Here is a 14,484-nt window from a genome sequence, read left to right on the forward strand (position 1 = left end):
TTCGCGCAAGGCATTTTTATTGACATCCGGTATGATGTCGCCGGTCAAATTAACGAGGATGAGAAAATGACTCAGGTTCAGAGCGGCATTTTACCCGAACATTGCCGTTTCGCGATTTACATCGAAGCGAAAGCTCAGGGTGACCTGGATGCGCTCCGGCAGGGCTGCCGTGCATTTGTGGCCGTACTGGAAGACATGCAGAAAAAATTTCCCGCAGAACATCCTGGTGCGGTCATTGCCTTTGGCAACGATGTATGGCGTGATTTATCCGGCAATCAGGGTGCAGAAGAACTGAAACCTTTCGAGCCGCTGGGCAACGGGCTGGCACCGGCGACGCAGCGTGATATGTTGCTGCATATTCAGTCGCTGCGTCATGACGTGAATTTTGCGCTGGCACAGGCGGCATTAAAAGCATTCGGCAGTTCAATCACTGTCGAAGAAGAAACTCACGGATTCCGTGCGCTGGAAGAACGTGACCTCAGTGGTTTTGTCGACGGCACTGAAAACCCGAAAGCAGAAGCCCGCGCTCAGGTGGCCATTATCCCTGAGGGTAGCGTCGATGCCGGTGGCAGTTACGTGATGGTCCAGCGCTGGAAACATAATCTGGTGCAATGGGAACGCTTCACTGTGCAACAACAGGAAGAAGTGATAGGGCGTACTAAAGAAACGGATGAAGAGCTGGATTCAGAAACCCGTCCGGCCACCTCCCACGTCAGCCGCGTTGATCTGAAAGAAGACGGAAAGGGCCTGAAAATCCTGCGCCAGAGCCTGCCTTACGGTACGGCCAGTGGTGAACACGGCTTGTATTTCATCAGCTATTGCGCCCGTTTGTGGAATATTGAGAAACAACTGCTGAGCATGTTTGGCGATCTTGATGGCAAACGCGATGCTATGCTGCGCTTCACCCGTCCGGTGACTGGCAGCTATTATTTTGCCCCCTCCCTGACCCGCCTGTTAGCGCTTTAACACCTCCCGGCGCGTTCCGTTGCGAACGCGCTGTTTCTGTCCCTCCTGTTATTCCCTTCGCGTTTGTTAACGTCTTATAGCTTTTCATGCTTGAAAATCACCAAATGGTATATAAAACCGTTACAGCCTGACCCTCAGTTATAAATACACTGTGTAGTATTGAGCGGTTCATATGCGTATCGCAAATCGATGAATTCACCAAAGGCTGAGCATGAAAACAGAAACGGGGTTTGTTAAAGCGTGGTTTACAGGCAGCCTGCTTAAAGGATCTGTCGCGGCAGTGTTGCTGGCCAGCGGGGCGGCTTCGGCCACTGAATTGCTCAACAGCTCTTATGATGTCTCCCGTGAACTGTTTGCCGCATTGAACCCGCCTTTTCAGAAACAGTGGGCGGACCAAAATAATGGCGACAAACTCGATATCAAACAGTCGCATGCCGGTTCGTCCAAGCAGGCACTGGCCATTTTGCAGGGACTTAAGGCCGATGTGGTCACTTACAATCAGGTGACGGATGTGCAGATTTTGCATGACCGTGGCAATCTGATCCCGGCCAACTGGCAAAGCCGTCTGCCTAATAACAGTTCGCCGTTCTATTCAACCATGGCGTTTCTGGTGCGCAAGGGCAATCCAAAAAATATTCACAGCTGGGATGATTTAGCGCGTCCGGGCGTGAGCCTGATTTTCCCGAATCCTAAAACCTCCGGTAATGGGCGTTATACCTATCTCGGTGCCTGGGGCGCCTTCAATCTGGAGGATAATAAAAACCAGGCGCAGACCCGCGAAAAGATGGCGAGTTTCCTGAAAAACGTGCAGGTATTTGATACCGGCGGCCGTGGCGCCACCACCACTTTTGTCGAACGCGGACTGGGTGATGTACTGATCAGTTTCGAATCGGAAGTGAACAACATCCGTAAGCAGTACGGTGATGATAAATACGAAGTCATTGTTCCGAAGGTGGATATCCTGGCGGAGTTCCCGGTCGCCTGGGTGGATAAAAATGTCGAGAAAAATGGCACAGAGAAAGCTGCAAAAGATTATCTGAATTATTTGTGGAGCCCGCAGGCGCAGAAAATCATCACCAGTTTTAACTACCGTGTGTATGACAAAACAGCAATGGCGGCAGCGAAAGAGCAGTTCCCGGCAACTAAATTGTTCAAAGTTGAAGATCAGTTCGGTGGCTGGCCACAAGTGATGGAAACCCATTTCAGTACCGGCGGTGAGCTGGACAAACTGTTAGCGCAAGGTCACAAGTAATGTTGTTGTCGAGCAAACGCGTATTACCCGGATTTACCCTGAGCCTCGGCAGCAGTTTGTTGTTCGTGTGCCTCGTGCTGTTGCTGCCGCTGAGTGCGCTGGTGATGCAGTTGTCACAAATGACACTGGCGCAATATTGGGATGTCATCACCAACGGTCAGGTGGTGGCGGCCTATAAAGTGACGCTGCTGGCGGCAGGTGTGGCGAGTATTTTTAACTGTTTCTTCGGCATGCTGATGGCATGGATCCTGACCCGTTATGAGTTCCCCGGTAAAAGCCTGGTGGATGGTCTGATGGATTTACCGTTTGCCCTGCCGACGGCTGTGGCCGGTTTAACGCTGGCAGGATTGTTTTCTACCACCGGTTTTTACGGTCAGTGGCTGGCGCATTTTGATATCAAAGTAGCGTATACCTGGCTGGGTATTGCCGTGGCGATGGCATTTACCAGCATCCCGTTTGTGGTTCGTACCGTGCAACCGGTGCTGGAAGAATTAGGCCCGGAATATGAAGAAGCCGCTGAAACACTGGGTGCATCGCGCTGGCAGAGCTTCCGTCGTGTGGTGTTGCCCGAAGTGATGCCATCGCTTCTGGCGGGTACGGCGTTGTCCTTTACCCGCAGTCTGGGAGAATTCGGCGCGGTCATTTTCATCGCCGGTAACATTGCGTGGAAAACCGAAGTGACCTCACTGATGATTTTTATTCGCTTACAGGAATTTGATTACCCGGCAGCCAGCGCCATCGCTTCGGTGATCCTCGCGGCATCGTTGCTGCTGTTGTTTGCGATTAATACCTTACAGAGCCGTTATGGCCGTCGTCTGGGAGGCCAGTAATGTCTGATGTTCCGGCTTTTGCAGGCGAAAAGCGCCAGCGTATTGACTGGGTCAAATGGTCACTGATCGGCACCGGTGTGCTGATTTGTGTTCTGTTGTTGCTGATCCCGATGATTAGCATTTTCGTACTCGCGGTTTCCGACGGCCTTGCTGCCGTGTGGAAGAACCTGTCTGACACTGACATGTTGCACTCCATCTGGCTGACGGTGCTGATGGCGCTGATCACCGTGCCGGTTAACCTGATTTTCGGCACACTGCTGGCCTGGCTGGTGGCCCGCTTTAATTTTCCGGGACGTCAGCTGTTACTGACGCTTATCGACATTCCGTTCGCGGTGTCGCCGGTGGTGGCAGGGCTATTGTATCTGCTGTTTTACGGCACCAACGGTCCGATTGGCGGCTGGCTGGATGCCCATAATATTCAGTTTATGTTCGCCTGGCCGGGTATGGTGATGGTGACAGTATTTGTCACCTGTCCGTTTGTTATCCGTGAGCTGGTGCCGGTGATGTTAAGCCAGGGCAGTCATGAAGATGAAGCGGCAGTGTTGCTGGGGGCGTCAGGCTGGCAGATGTTCCGCCGCGTGACATTACCGAATATCCGCTGGGCATTGTTATACGGCGTGGTGCTGACCAACGCCCGCGCCATTGGGGAGTTTGGCGCAGTATCGGTAGTGTCCGGTTCTATCCGTGGCGAAACCTACACGCTGCCTCTACAAGTCGAATTACTGCATCAGGATTACAACACTGCAGGCGCGTTTACTGCCGCTGCGCTGTTAACCCTGATGGCAATTGTCACATTATTTCTGAAAAGCGGCCTGCAATGGCGTCTGAAGCGCCACAATGACCGTCTTGAGCGGGAGGGAAGTCATGAGCATTGAAATTAACGGTATCAACAAATATTTTGGCCGCACTAAGGTGCTCAATGATATCTCGCTCGATATTGCTTCCGGAGAGATGGTTGCGCTGCTCGGGCCTTCCGGTTCAGGTAAAACCACGCTGCTGCGTATTATCGCCGGGCTGGAAAATCAAAACGCCGGCCACCTGAGCTTCCACGGCAAAGACGTGACGCGCCTTCATGCCCGCGATCGTCAGGTCGGTTTTGTATTCCAGCATTACGCGCTGTTCCGTCATATGACCGTGTTCGATAATATCGCGTTTGGTCTGACGGTGTTGCCGCGCCGCGAGCGTCCGGATGCCGGTGCGATCAAACAGAAAGTCACTAAATTGCTGGAAATGGTGCAGTTAGGCCATCTGGCAAACCGTTATCCAGCACAACTTTCCGGTGGTCAGAAACAACGTGTGGCACTGGCGCGTGCGCTGGCGGTTGAACCGCAAATTCTGCTGCTCGATGAACCCTTTGGTGCACTGGATGCACAGGTGCGTAAAGAGTTGCGCCGCTGGCTGCGGCAGTTACATGAAGAACTGAAATTTACCAGCGTGTTCGTGACGCACGATCAGGAAGAAGCCATGGAAGTGGCTGATCGTGTGGTGGTAATGAGCCAGGGCAATATCGAACAGGTCGGCGCACCGCAGGAAATCTGGCGTGAACCGGCAACCCGTTTCGTGCTGGAATTCATGGGTGAAGTCAACAAGATCAGCGGTGAAATCCGGGGCTCTCAGCTGTACGTCGGTGCATACCACTGGCCGCTGGATAACCCGCCGCTGCATCAGGGCGCAGTCGACTTATTCCTGCGTCCATGGGAAATGGAAATTACGCCGCACAGTACAGCGCGTTGCCCGTTGCCGGTGAAGGTGCTCGAAGTCAGCCCGCGTGGCCATTTCTGGCAGCTTATCGTGCAGGCCGAGGGCTGGCACGACGAACCGCTTTCGGTTGTGCTTTCCGAAACACACGGTAACAGCGCACCTCAGCGCGGCGATCGGTTCTATGTCGGCGGGCTGAATGGCCGTCTGTATGCGGGCGACCAGCCTCTGCAACCCGTTGCGTTAGCGAAGAGTGCCTGATATTTTTTGATCAGAATTTTTCTCAGGGCGGTCATCGGGCCGCCCTTTTTATCGTCTGATATCTGTTTATGTGTTTTTTATCGGCAGATATAATTTTTTATTATAAGGCGGGCCCGTGAGTACGCTCGAACATTACATCGGCAATACCCCTCTGGTGAGATTACAGCGTCTGACGCAGGGTCTGGACAGCGAGATTTGGGTTAAGCTGGAAGGGAATAATCCTGCCGGATCGGTAAAAGATCGTGCCGCACTGTTTATGATTGAGCAGGCGGAAAAACGGGGTGAAATTCGCCCTGGTGATACGCTGATTGAAGCCACAAGCGGAAATACCGGGATTGCGCTGGCGATGATTGCTGCACTCAAAGGCTACAAGCTGAAATTGCTGATGCCGGAGAATATGAGTCTCGAACGTCAGGCATCGATGCGGGCGTATGGTGCCGAACTGTTGCTGGTCAGTCGTGCGCAGGGCATGGAAGGCGCGCGCGATCTTGCTTTGGAAATGGAAAAACAGGGGCAGGGGAAAGTGCTGGATCAGTTTAATAACCCTGATAATCCGCTCGCGCATTTCACGACAACAGGCCCTGAAATCTGGCAACAGACGCACGGACGGATCACCCATTTTGTGTCCAGCATGGGCACCACCGGCACCATTACCGGTGTCAGCCGTTATCTGCGCAGCCAGCATGCTGGCGTCAGGATTGTCGGGTTGCAACCTTCTGAAGGCAGCAGTATTCCCGGTATACGCCGCTGGCCGCAGGCCTATCTGCCGGGCATTTTCAATCCGGAACTGGTCGATGAAGTGATGGATATGGGACAAAACGAAGCAGAAGATACCATGCGGGCGCTGGCGCGGTCGGAAGGTATCTTCTGTGGGGTGAGTTCCGGCGGCGCGGTAGCGGGTGCGTTGCGCGTGGCCAGAAGCCATCCGGGCAGCGTGATAGTGGCGATTATTTGTGATCGCGGTGACCGTTATTTATCCACTGGGGTCTTTAATGTTTAATTCTATATTCAGCTGTTGAATGTAAAATTAGAGTAAAAGCGGCTGCGAATGGCTGGCTTAGTGGTAAAAATGACCAAAATTTTAGCCAGGCGGAAATGAACAATGAAAATTTTATTAGTCGATGACGACCTTGAATTAGGCACCATGCTCAGTGAATACCTGATTGCAGAAGGTTTTGATGCGTCTCTGGTGCTGACCGGTAAAGCGGGTGTGGAAGGTGCGATGTCTGGCGAATACACCGCGATGATCCTGGATATTATGCTGCCAGACATGAGCGGTATTGATGTATTGCGTCAGGTGCGTAAAAACAGCCGGCTGCCGATCATCATGCTGACCGCGAAAGGGGACAACATTGATCGCGTCATCGGTCTGGAAATGGGGGCGGATGATTATATGCCGAAGCCGTGCTATCCACGTGAACTGGTGGCACGTTTGCGTGCTGTATTGCGTCGTGTGGAAGAACAGCAGCAATCACACGCTGATACGTCCTCGGTCAACTATGGTGATCTGACGCTGAATCCGGCGACCCGGAGCAGTGAATGGCGCGGCGTGCCCTTCGATCTGACCGCTTCTGAGTTCAACCTGCTGGAATTACTGTTGCGTTCGCCTGAACGTGTGGTCTCCAAAGATGAATTGTCGGAAAAAGGTCTCGGGCGTCCGCGTGAAGCGTATGACCGCAGTATTGATGTACATATCAGTAACATCCGCCAGAAACTGGGGTCACTTGAAGGTGGCGATATGCTGACTATTGAAACGGTGCGCAGCATTGGCTATCGAATCCGCTAAACGACTGCGCGGCAGGTTGTTCTGGAAAATATTGCTGGGTTTCTGGTTTACTTTCGTGGCAATCGCTCAGGGGCTCTGGGTGGTTTTTGCTTTCTACAATCCGCATGAACCGCCGGAAAGTGGTATTGCCCGCCGGTTTGTGAAACTTCAAATTACTTCGGCTGTGTCCACGCTGCATTCCGGCGGTATGCCTGCACTGAATGCCATGATTGCTGACTGGCCGCAAGATGACCGGCAGTTCTTTTCGGTGTCACCGTCTTTGCTGCCGGCAAAAGGTAGCAGCATGCAGGAGCTTGAGCCCGGAAAAACGCCGCATGAAGTGGTGGAGTTTGTGCAGGGGCCCGACGGCCAGGGTTACCGTCTGCGTTATGACGTGGCGGGGCTGATGGATGAATACCGGCCACGAAAGCACCACCGCGAACTGCTGAATATGCCACCGCCATTGTTGTGGCTGGGCGGGCTTGGCGGGTTGCTGTTCAGTGCCGTTCTGGCGTGGAACCTGACACGGCCGATGCTGCAAATGCGTAAAGCTTTTGATCGGGTGGCGCAAGGCGATTTATCGGTACGTTTGTTTAGCAGCATGGGTAAGCGGCACGATGAGTTGTCCGAAGTGGCGCGCGATTTCGACTCGATGGCTGAACGCCTGCAAGTGCTGGTCAGGGCGCGGGAAGAGCTGTTGCATGATGTCTCGCACGAACTGCGCTCCCCGCTGGCGCGCTTGCAACTGGCCATCGGTCTGGCGCGGCAGAATCCGTCGAACGTCGAAAGCTCCCTGAGCCGCATAGAACACGAGGCGGGGAGGCTGGATAAAATGATCGGCGAACTGCTGGCGTTATCGCGCACCGAAAGCAGTGAAATTCCTGATGAAGAGTACTTTGATCTCTACGGGCTGGTGGAAGCCGTGGTTAACGATGCGCGCTATGAAGCGCAGTTGCCGGGTGTTGAAATTGCGATGTATCCCCCGTCTCCGGATAACCTGGATTACACGGTAAAAGGCAATGCTGAACTGATGCGTCGTGCGGTAGATAACGTGGTGCGTAATGCGCTGCGCTTTTCGGCCCGCGGGCAAACTATCAGTGTTTCACTGGCACAGATTGAGCAGTATTTGCAGATTGAAGTGGCCGATCAGGGGCCGGGTGTGGAAGAGGATAAGCTTTCGAGTATCTTTGACCCGTTCGTGCGCGTGAAATCGCCGCTGTCAGGCAAAGGCTATGGCCTTGGGCTGGCTATCACCCGTAAAGTGATGTTGGCCCATGAAGGTAAAGTGGATGCCCGTAACGCGCAGCCTCATGGGCTAATTATCAGCCTTCAAGTCCCGCACTGGAAACCTGCGTCATAATCCGGGCTGAAGATGCATTGGGGCCAGCGCAAGCGCTGTTCAAAAAGCTATAGCCTTTTGTCCTGTCACTCTAATTATTTTGCGAACAGATATTTACAGGCAATAAAAAACGGCGCTGATTAGGCGCCGTTTTTTATTTCTCGCTGAGCGAATTACTTTTTGATGCGGATGATCGGGGTTTCGCCCACAGTCACGCTACCCGTCAGTTTAATCAGCTCTTTGATCTCGTCCATGTTAGAGATAACAACCGGAGTCAGAGTAGACTTCGCTTTCTCTTCCAGCAGCGCCAGATCAAACTCGATAACCAAATCGCCTTTCTTAACGCGCTGGCCTTCTTCAGCGATGCGTTTGAAGCCTTCGCCTTTCAGTTCAACGGTGTCGATACCGAAGTGCACGAACAACTCGATGCCACTGTCGGATTCGATTGAGAAAGCATGGTTAGTTTCGAAGATTTTACCGATAGTGCCATCAACCGGAGCAACCATTTTGTTGCCAGCAGGTTTAATAGCAATACCGTCACCTACGATTTTCTCAGCGAAAACAACGTCAGGCACGTCTTCAATATTGACAATTTCACCAGACAGCGGTGCCACAATCTCAATGGTACCTACGTCTTTTTTATCATCAGAAACCAATGATTTCAGTTTATCGAACAAACCCATGATCTTCTCCTAAGCATTAATTTGGGCAGCTTTACCAGCATCGCGCAATTAGCAGAGTGTTTTTTCTTCAATGAACTTGTTAACCAGGTTCATCAACTCTTGCGCCGTAGGTTGGGCCAGGGCCTGGTCTGCCAGCGCTTTCACATCTTCGAAGTTTGTATTGCGAATAATTTTCTTGATGCGTGGGATAGAGATAGCACTCATGCTGAACTCATCTAACCCCATGCCCAATAGAAGAAGTGTAGCACGTTCGTCACCGGCTAGCTCGCCGCACATCCCTGTCCATTTACCGGCAGCATGAGATGCGTCAATAACTTGTTTAATTAAACCAAGCACAGACGGTGACATTGGGTTGTACAGATGAGAAATCAGCTCGTTACCGCGATCCACTGCCAAAGTATACTGGGTAAGATCGTTTGTACCAATACTGAAGAAATCAACTTCTTTCGCCAGGTGATGCGCAATCACAGCTGCTGCTGGCGTTTCAACCATCACACCCACTTCAATGGTTTCATCGAATGCCTGACCTTTCTCACGCAGTTGCGCTTTCAGCAGTTCAAGTTCTGCTTTCAGTTCACGCACTTCTTCGACTGAAATGATCATCGGGAACATGATGCGCAATTTACCGAAGGCAGAGGCACGCAGGATGCCTTTCAGCTGATCGTGAAGAATTTCTTTGCGATCAAGGCAGATACGGATTGCGCGCCAACCCAGGAACGGGTTTTCTTCTTTCGGCAGGTTCATGTACGGCAGGTCTTTATCACCGCCGATGTCCATGGTACGTACGATAACCGCCTGTGACCCCATCGCTTCAGCAACGGCTTTGTATGCCTGGAATTGCTCTTCTTCGGTAGGCAGGCTGTCACGGTCCATGAACAGGAATTCTGTACGATACAGGCCGACACCTTCAGCGCCATTGCGCTCTGCACCCGCGACGTCGCGCACGGTACCGATGTTGGCACAAACCTCTACCTGATGGCCATCCAGCGTAATAGCCGGTAAGTCTTTCAGCTTAGTCAGTTCGTCTTTTTCACTGATGTACTGGTTCTGAACGGCTTTCAGCTCGTCAATAATGTCTGCTGTCGGATTGACATAGATTTTATTGTTCACGGCATCGAGGATCAGGTAGTCATCATTTTTGACTTGTTTGGTCACGTCGCTGGTACCCACGATAGCAGGCAGTTCCAGTGAGCGGGCCATGATCGAGGTGTGAGAAGTACGGCCACCCAAATCAGTAATAAAGCCCAGAACCTTGTTCAGGTTCAGCTGTGCAGTTTCTGACGGCGTCAGATCGGTCGCAACCAGGATAACTTCGTCCTGAATGGAGCTCAGATCAACGATGGTCATGTTCAGAATATTGCGCAGCAGACGTTTGCCGATGTCGCGTACGTCAGCCGCACGTTCTTTCAGGTATTCGTCATCAAGCTCTTCCAGGGCTTTCGCCTGGCCTTCAATGACAGAGAAAGCTGCAGCGTCAGCAGAAGCGTGCTCGTCTTTGATAAGGGCTATGATTTCCTGTTCAAGCTCTTCGTCTTCCAACAACATGATGTGGCCTTCGAAGATGGCTTCTTTCTCTTCACCGAAGGTCTCACCGGCTTTAGTCTTGATCACTTCCAGTTGAGCAGAGGCTTTCGCACGGCCCGTCAGGAAACGTTCAACTTCCTGATCAACGTGATCTGGAGAGATTTTTTTCCGGTTGATGACAATTTCATCTTCTTTCAACAGAAGTGCTTTGCCGAAAGCGATACCGGGAGATACTAAAATGCCTGAAATCATAACCCTACCTTTCTCTTGACTGGTTTAAACTATATAAGAGCGGTTGTTTATTACTCGAGCTCTGCCATCAGTTTTACCAAGTGTTCAACGGCTTTCTGCTCGTCTTCACCTTCAGCTGAGAGGGTCACAACGGTACCTTGGGTCAGGCCCAGAGTTTGCAGTTTGAAAAGGCTTTTAGCACTGGCGCTTTTACCGTTTGAAGTCACGGTGATGTCAGAAGCGAAACCTTTAGCTTCTTTCACGAACTGTGCAGCAGGGCGGGTGTGCAGACCATTAGGAGCGGTAATAGTAACTTCTTGCTGGAACATTGTTGTTTCCCCAACTTATTAAAGTAATGTTGTGGAGCTAAAGTTTAGCTTATGGCCTTCACTTTAGCCTGTAGAGATTAGCGCCTGACTATGGTTCAGGGGCAGGTTCAGATGCAACAGAAAAGAGAAAATAACGCACTCAGCGATAAAACTCTTTGCCCTGGATCCAGGCTTTTTCTGTTATTCCTCCATTATGCCGTCTTTTTCCCTGATGTAACAAATCAGTAAATCGATTCAGCCGGGAAGCGTCATGGAAGCGATTAATTTCGAGCATCGAAATAATTGTCCGGTTAAATACTAAACCTGGCGGGTAAAATCAATGACGAAGTGGTGTAAAGTTTGACGCAGGCCACAAAAAAGCACCCCTTGAGGTGCTTTTTTAGCCGCTTTTAAGGATGTGGCATTATTGTTGCAATTCTTTCTCGGTGAATAAATCTGCAAACAATGCGGTACTCAGATAGCGTTCACCAGAAGAAGGCAGAATAACCACGATAGTCTTATCTGCAAACTCCGGTTCTTTGGATAATTTCACCGCAGCTTCAACTGCTGCACCGGAAGAAATCCCGGCCAGAATACCTTCTTCTTCCATCAGACGGCGTGCCATGTGAATGGATTCATCGTTGGTGATCAGCGTAACGCGATCCAGCAACTCCAGATCCAGGTTACCCGGAATAAAACCTGCACCGATACCCTGAATTTTATGCGGGCCCGGTTTGACTTCTTCGCCGTTCAGTGTCTGGGTGATAACGGGAGAGTCGGTTGGCTCGACGGCCACCAGTTTCACGCTGCTTTTTTTACTTTTCAGATAACGACCCGTTCCGGTGATCGTGCCGCCGGTACCCACGCCTGCGATCAACACATCCACTGCGCCATCGGTATCTTCCCAGATTTCCGGGCCGGTAGTCTGTTCGTGGATAGCCGGGTTGGCCGGGTTGCTGAACTGCTGAAGAATGAGATAACGCTGCGGATCGCTGGCCTGAATTTCTTCGGCTTTGGCAATCGCGCCTTTCATGCCTTTGGCGCCTTCGGTCAGCACCAGATTGGCGCCGAGAGCTTTAAGCAGCTTACGACGTTCAACGCTCATGGTTTCCGGCATGGTCAGTGTCAGTTTGTAACCCCGCGCGGCAGCCACATAAGCCAGTGCAATACCGGTGTTACCGCTGGTAGGTTCAACCAGTTCGATATCTTTGGTCAGAATGCCTTTTTTCTCAGCATCCCAAATCATGTTCGCACCGATACGGCATTTTACGCTGAAGCTCGGGTTACGTGACTCGACCTTAGCCAGAATACGACCATTACCGATACGGTTCAGACGAACCAGTGGCGTATGGCCAATTGTTAATGAATTGTCTTCATAGATCTTGCTCATAACCCGTCCTTTACCTGTATGAAATATTCACGGTGTGAAGCTTTCAACACTATGAAATAAGTGGGAATCAGGAAAGCATACGCGAACCGCTTTCCCAGTGAAGTAAGGTTTTGGTATTTGCTATACCGATACGTTATTAAGAAATAAGTTCGGTGAAGAAAAGTCAAGCATAGCAGGCAGCCGCCCGCAGGCGGCTGTGAGAAAAAGGGACTATTTTCGGGTTGAATTCACATCGATATTATTTTTGACGTAAACATCGCGGTAACGGTCACACCACATGGCCGTCGCGCCGCATACAGCAACCGGCAGGATCACCAGATTCAGCACCGGGATCATCGTAAACAGACTGACCAGAGAACCAAATTGCATGTTGTCGATTTTATTGCTGCCAAGTGAGCGACGCATATCGGCAAAACTGACTTTGTGATTATCGAACGGATAATCGCAATACTGAATCACGACCATCCACGCGCTGAAAAAGAACCACAGTACGGGCGCGATAGTCTGGCCTATCACCGGAATGAAATACAGCGCGAACAGCAGCAGGGCGCGTGGCAGGTAATACGCCAGTTTCTGCCACTCACGTTTCATGATGCGCGGGAGATCTTTCATGATGTCCCAGATGCCCGTATCAGGCAGCGGTTTGCCGGTAAGACGCGCTTCGAGCTGTTCGGCGAGTAATCCGCTGAAGGGGGCGGCTATCCAGTTGGCAAGGGTGCTGAAGAAATAGCTGAACACCAGTACCACGGAAAGCACCGCCACCGGCCAGATCAGATAATCCAGCCAGCTGAGCCACGACGGCACCTTGCTCATCATTGCCGGGATCCATTCACCCAGTTGGGTGAACAGCCACCAGAATGCACCGCCCATCAGCAGCACGTTGACAGCCAGGGGTAAAATCACAAAACGTCGTATCCCGGGTAAGGAAATGAGCGTCCAGCCCTGTGTGAAATAATGTACGCCGTTTTCTTGTCTGGCGCTTTGCGATGAGCTCATAAACGAAATTTTCTCTCTGAGTTGAATGACATGGGCTATCATATCGGTATGATTTTCCACTGGCTAGCGGTGGATTGGCTGAAAAAACAGCAAAAAAAGGTGCAACTGCCCTATTTATTAGCAGAAAGTAGAGTCGAGACTTGCACTTATCTACGTGGGCAAATAGAGTTAATCATGTGAATGTTTGCCGTGGTGGCAATGTATTAGAACAACAGAGATAGCAATGATGCAGGATTTGCGTCTGATATTAATCGTTGTTGGTGCGATCGCCATAATAGCGTTGTTGTTACACGGTTTGTGGACCAGCCGTAAAGAACGCTCTTCGCTTTTCCGCGATCGTCCAGCTAAACGTGTGAAAAAAGAACGGGAACAATCTCCGTCCGAAGATTTTGTCGATGGAGTGGGGGAAGTGCGCGTGCGTCCTGCTTATCCTCAGGATGAACCGACTTTTGGTCAGTATGATGAGCCTGAACAGACTGCACCGCCACGTCAGCCGCAGGTTTCTCCTGCGCAGCCAGCGCCAGCACCTGTTGCTCGTCCTCAACAACCGGCTCAGCCACAGCAATATGCTGCGCAGGATGATCCGTTGCTGAGTGGTTATTCAGCCTCTGAATCCGCCACTGCACCGCGTCGCGAACCTGTCGCTGATTTTGCACCTCAGGACTCCGCACCTGAAGCCAGAACGCATGCGCCGGTTGCGCCGCAAGATATCCATGCTGACGCGGCGCCTGCTGCGAAAGCAGAACCTCAGGCTGCGCCTTTTGCCCCGGCAGAAGAAGCCCCGGCTGAGAAAGCGAAACTGAAAGAAACGGTCCTGGTACTGCATGTTGCTGCCCATCAGGGCGGTGTCATCGGTGGTGAAGTGTTGCTTAACAGCGTGCTTCAGGCCGGTTTCCAGTTTGGTGCGATGAATATTTTCCATCGCCATGTCAGCCCTGCCGGGAGCGGTCCGGTGTTGTTCAGTCTGGCCAATATGGTTAAACCAGGTTCCTTTGACCCGGACAATATGTCTGACTTCTCTACGCCGGGTGTGACGTTGTTTATGATGGTGCCTTGCTACGGTGATGCGCATCAGAACTTCAAACTGCTGCTGCAGTCTGCCCAACGTATTGCCGATGATGTCGGTGCGATGGTGCTTGACGATGAGCGTCGTATGATTACGCCGCAGAAGCTCGAAACGTACAAAGCGCGGATCCGCGAGGTCCTCGAGGCGATCGCCTGAGTCAGGCTTTCGTGAAATA

13 protein-coding genes and 1 pseudogene are annotated in these 14,484 nt (G+C 51.7%); 9 read left to right on the forward strand and 5 right to left on the reverse strand.

What is annotated here, in order from left to right:
- Window positions 1-66: 66 nt before the first annotated feature.
- The 8 genes from J1781_RS16435 to J1781_RS16470 all read left to right on the forward strand — a co-directional run bounded on the left by J1781_RS16435 (window position 67) and on the right by J1781_RS16470 (window position 8,132).
- Window positions 67-966, forward strand: coding sequence for a Dyp-type peroxidase (locus J1781_RS16435; RefSeq protein WP_217219111.1), 900 nt, complete (start codon window positions 67-69; stop codon window positions 964-966).
- Window positions 967-1,177: 211 nt separating this feature from the next.
- A complete protein-coding gene (locus J1781_RS16440; protein WP_129952191.1) occupies window positions 1,178-2,218 on the forward strand; it encodes a sulfate ABC transporter substrate-binding protein in 1,041 nt (346 codons plus the stop codon).
- Window positions 2,218-3,048 carry a sulfate/thiosulfate ABC transporter permease CysT gene (gene cysT / locus J1781_RS16445; protein ID WP_129952192.1) on the forward strand — a complete coding sequence of 277 codons (831 nt, stop codon included), beginning with the start codon at window positions 2,218-2,220 and terminating at the stop codon, window positions 3,046-3,048. Before J1781_RS16440 ends, cysT begins: the two co-directional genes overlap by 1 nt.
- Window positions 3,048-3,923 (forward strand): sulfate/thiosulfate ABC transporter permease CysW, encoded by an 876-nt coding sequence (gene cysW / locus J1781_RS16450; RefSeq protein WP_129952193.1) that lies wholly within the window; start codon window positions 3,048-3,050, stop codon window positions 3,921-3,923. Before cysT ends, cysW begins: the two co-directional genes overlap by 1 nt.
- The gene (gene cysA / locus J1781_RS16455; protein ID WP_129952194.1) at window positions 3,913-5,007 is read left to right on the forward strand and encodes a sulfate/thiosulfate ABC transporter ATP-binding protein CysA; all 1,095 of its coding nucleotides are present in this window, start codon (window positions 3,913-3,915) and stop codon (window positions 5,005-5,007) included. The genes cysW and cysA overlap by 11 nt, the downstream gene beginning before the upstream one ends.
- A gap of 115 nt (window positions 5,008-5,122) precedes the next feature.
- A complete protein-coding gene (gene cysM, locus J1781_RS16460) occupies window positions 5,123-6,007 on the forward strand; it encodes a cysteine synthase CysM (protein ID WP_129952195.1) in 885 nt (294 codons plus the stop codon).
- A 102-nt stretch (window positions 6,008-6,109) separates the two neighbouring features.
- Entirely contained in the window at window positions 6,110-6,793 is a 684-nt protein-coding gene (locus J1781_RS16465) for a response regulator transcription factor (RefSeq protein ID WP_129952196.1), read from the forward strand.
- Complete coding sequence (locus J1781_RS16470; protein ID WP_129952197.1) at window positions 6,774-8,132, forward strand: HAMP domain-containing sensor histidine kinase; 1,359 nt, start codon at window positions 6,774-6,776, stop codon at window positions 8,130-8,132. Before J1781_RS16465 ends, J1781_RS16470 begins: the two co-directional genes overlap by 20 nt.
- Before the next feature lie 152 nt (window positions 8,133-8,284).
- Here J1781_RS16470 and crr read toward each other — a convergent pair whose 3' ends face one another.
- The 5 genes and pseudogenes from crr to cysZ all read right to left on the reverse strand — a co-directional run bounded on the left by crr (window position 8,285) and on the right by cysZ (window position 13,243).
- Window positions 8,285-8,794, reverse strand: a complete 510-nt coding sequence (gene crr, locus J1781_RS16475) for a PTS glucose transporter subunit IIA (RefSeq protein WP_101076258.1) — start codon at window positions 8,792-8,794, stop codon at window positions 8,285-8,287.
- A pseudogene (ptsI, locus tag J1781_RS16480) lies at window positions 8,773-10,570 on the reverse strand (phosphoenolpyruvate-protein phosphotransferase PtsI). Before ptsI ends, crr begins: the two are co-directional and overlap by 22 nt.
- 50 nt (window positions 10,571-10,620) lie before the next feature.
- On the reverse strand, window positions 10,621-10,878 hold the full coding sequence (gene ptsH / locus J1781_RS16485; protein WP_013574433.1) for a phosphocarrier protein Hpr: 258 nt from the start codon (window positions 10,876-10,878) through the stop codon (window positions 10,621-10,623).
- Between the two features lie 403 nt (window positions 10,879-11,281).
- Window positions 11,282-12,247 carry a cysteine synthase A gene (gene cysK / locus J1781_RS16490; protein ID WP_129952199.1) on the reverse strand — a complete coding sequence of 322 codons (966 nt, stop codon included), beginning with the start codon at window positions 12,245-12,247 and terminating at the stop codon, window positions 11,282-11,284.
- 210 nt (window positions 12,248-12,457) lie between these two features.
- Complete coding sequence (gene cysZ, locus J1781_RS16495) at window positions 12,458-13,243, reverse strand: sulfate transporter CysZ (protein ID WP_217138983.1); 786 nt, start codon at window positions 13,241-13,243, stop codon at window positions 12,458-12,460.
- Window positions 13,244-13,466: 223 nt separating this feature from the next.
- On the opposite strand from cysZ, the gene zipA reads away from it, so the two are divergent.
- Window positions 13,467-14,465: a cell division protein ZipA gene (zipA, locus tag J1781_RS16500; protein ID WP_217138984.1), complete on the forward strand. Its 999-nt coding sequence runs from the start codon at window positions 13,467-13,469 to the stop codon at window positions 14,463-14,465.
- Window positions 14,466-14,484 lie beyond the last annotated feature (19 nt).

Source organism: Rahnella perminowiae, from assembly GCF_019049695.1.
GTDB lineage: Bacteria > Pseudomonadota > Gammaproteobacteria > Enterobacterales > Enterobacteriaceae > Rahnella > Rahnella perminowiae.

Excerpts from the sequence above, each read along its gene's own strand:
- J1781_RS16440 (WP_129952191.1), top strand. The coding sequence starts at position 1,178 with ATGAAAACAGAAACGGGGTTTGTTAAAGCGTGGTTTACAGGCAGCCTG.
- cysW (WP_129952193.1), top strand. The coding sequence starts at position 3,048 with ATGTCTGATGTTCCGGCTTTTGCAGGCGAAAAGCGCCAGCGTATTGAC.
- cysK (WP_129952199.1), bottom strand. The coding sequence starts at position 12,247 with ATGAGCAAGATCTATGAAGACAATTCATTAACAATTGGCCATACGCCA.
- J1781_RS16435 (WP_217219111.1), top strand. The coding sequence starts at position 67 with ATGACTCAGGTTCAGAGCGGCATTTTACCCGAACATTGCCGTTTCGCG.
- cysT (WP_129952192.1), top strand. The coding sequence starts at position 2,218 with ATGTTGTTGTCGAGCAAACGCGTATTACCCGGATTTACCCTGAGCCTC.
- J1781_RS16465 (WP_129952196.1), top strand. The coding sequence starts at position 6,110 with ATGAAAATTTTATTAGTCGATGACGACCTTGAATTAGGCACCATGCTC.
- cysZ (WP_217138983.1), bottom strand. The coding sequence starts at position 13,243 with ATGAGCTCATCGCAAAGCGCCAGACAAGAAAACGGCGTACATTATTTC.
- crr (WP_101076258.1), bottom strand. The coding sequence starts at position 8,794 with ATGGGTTTGTTCGATAAACTGAAATCATTGGTTTCTGATGATAAAAAA.
- zipA (WP_217138984.1), top strand. The coding sequence starts at position 13,467 with ATGATGCAGGATTTGCGTCTGATATTAATCGTTGTTGGTGCGATCGCC.
- cysA (WP_129952194.1), top strand. The coding sequence starts at position 3,913 with ATGAGCATTGAAATTAACGGTATCAACAAATATTTTGGCCGCACTAAG.
- ptsH (WP_013574433.1), bottom strand. The coding sequence starts at position 10,878 with ATGTTCCAGCAAGAAGTTACTATTACCGCTCCTAATGGTCTGCACACC.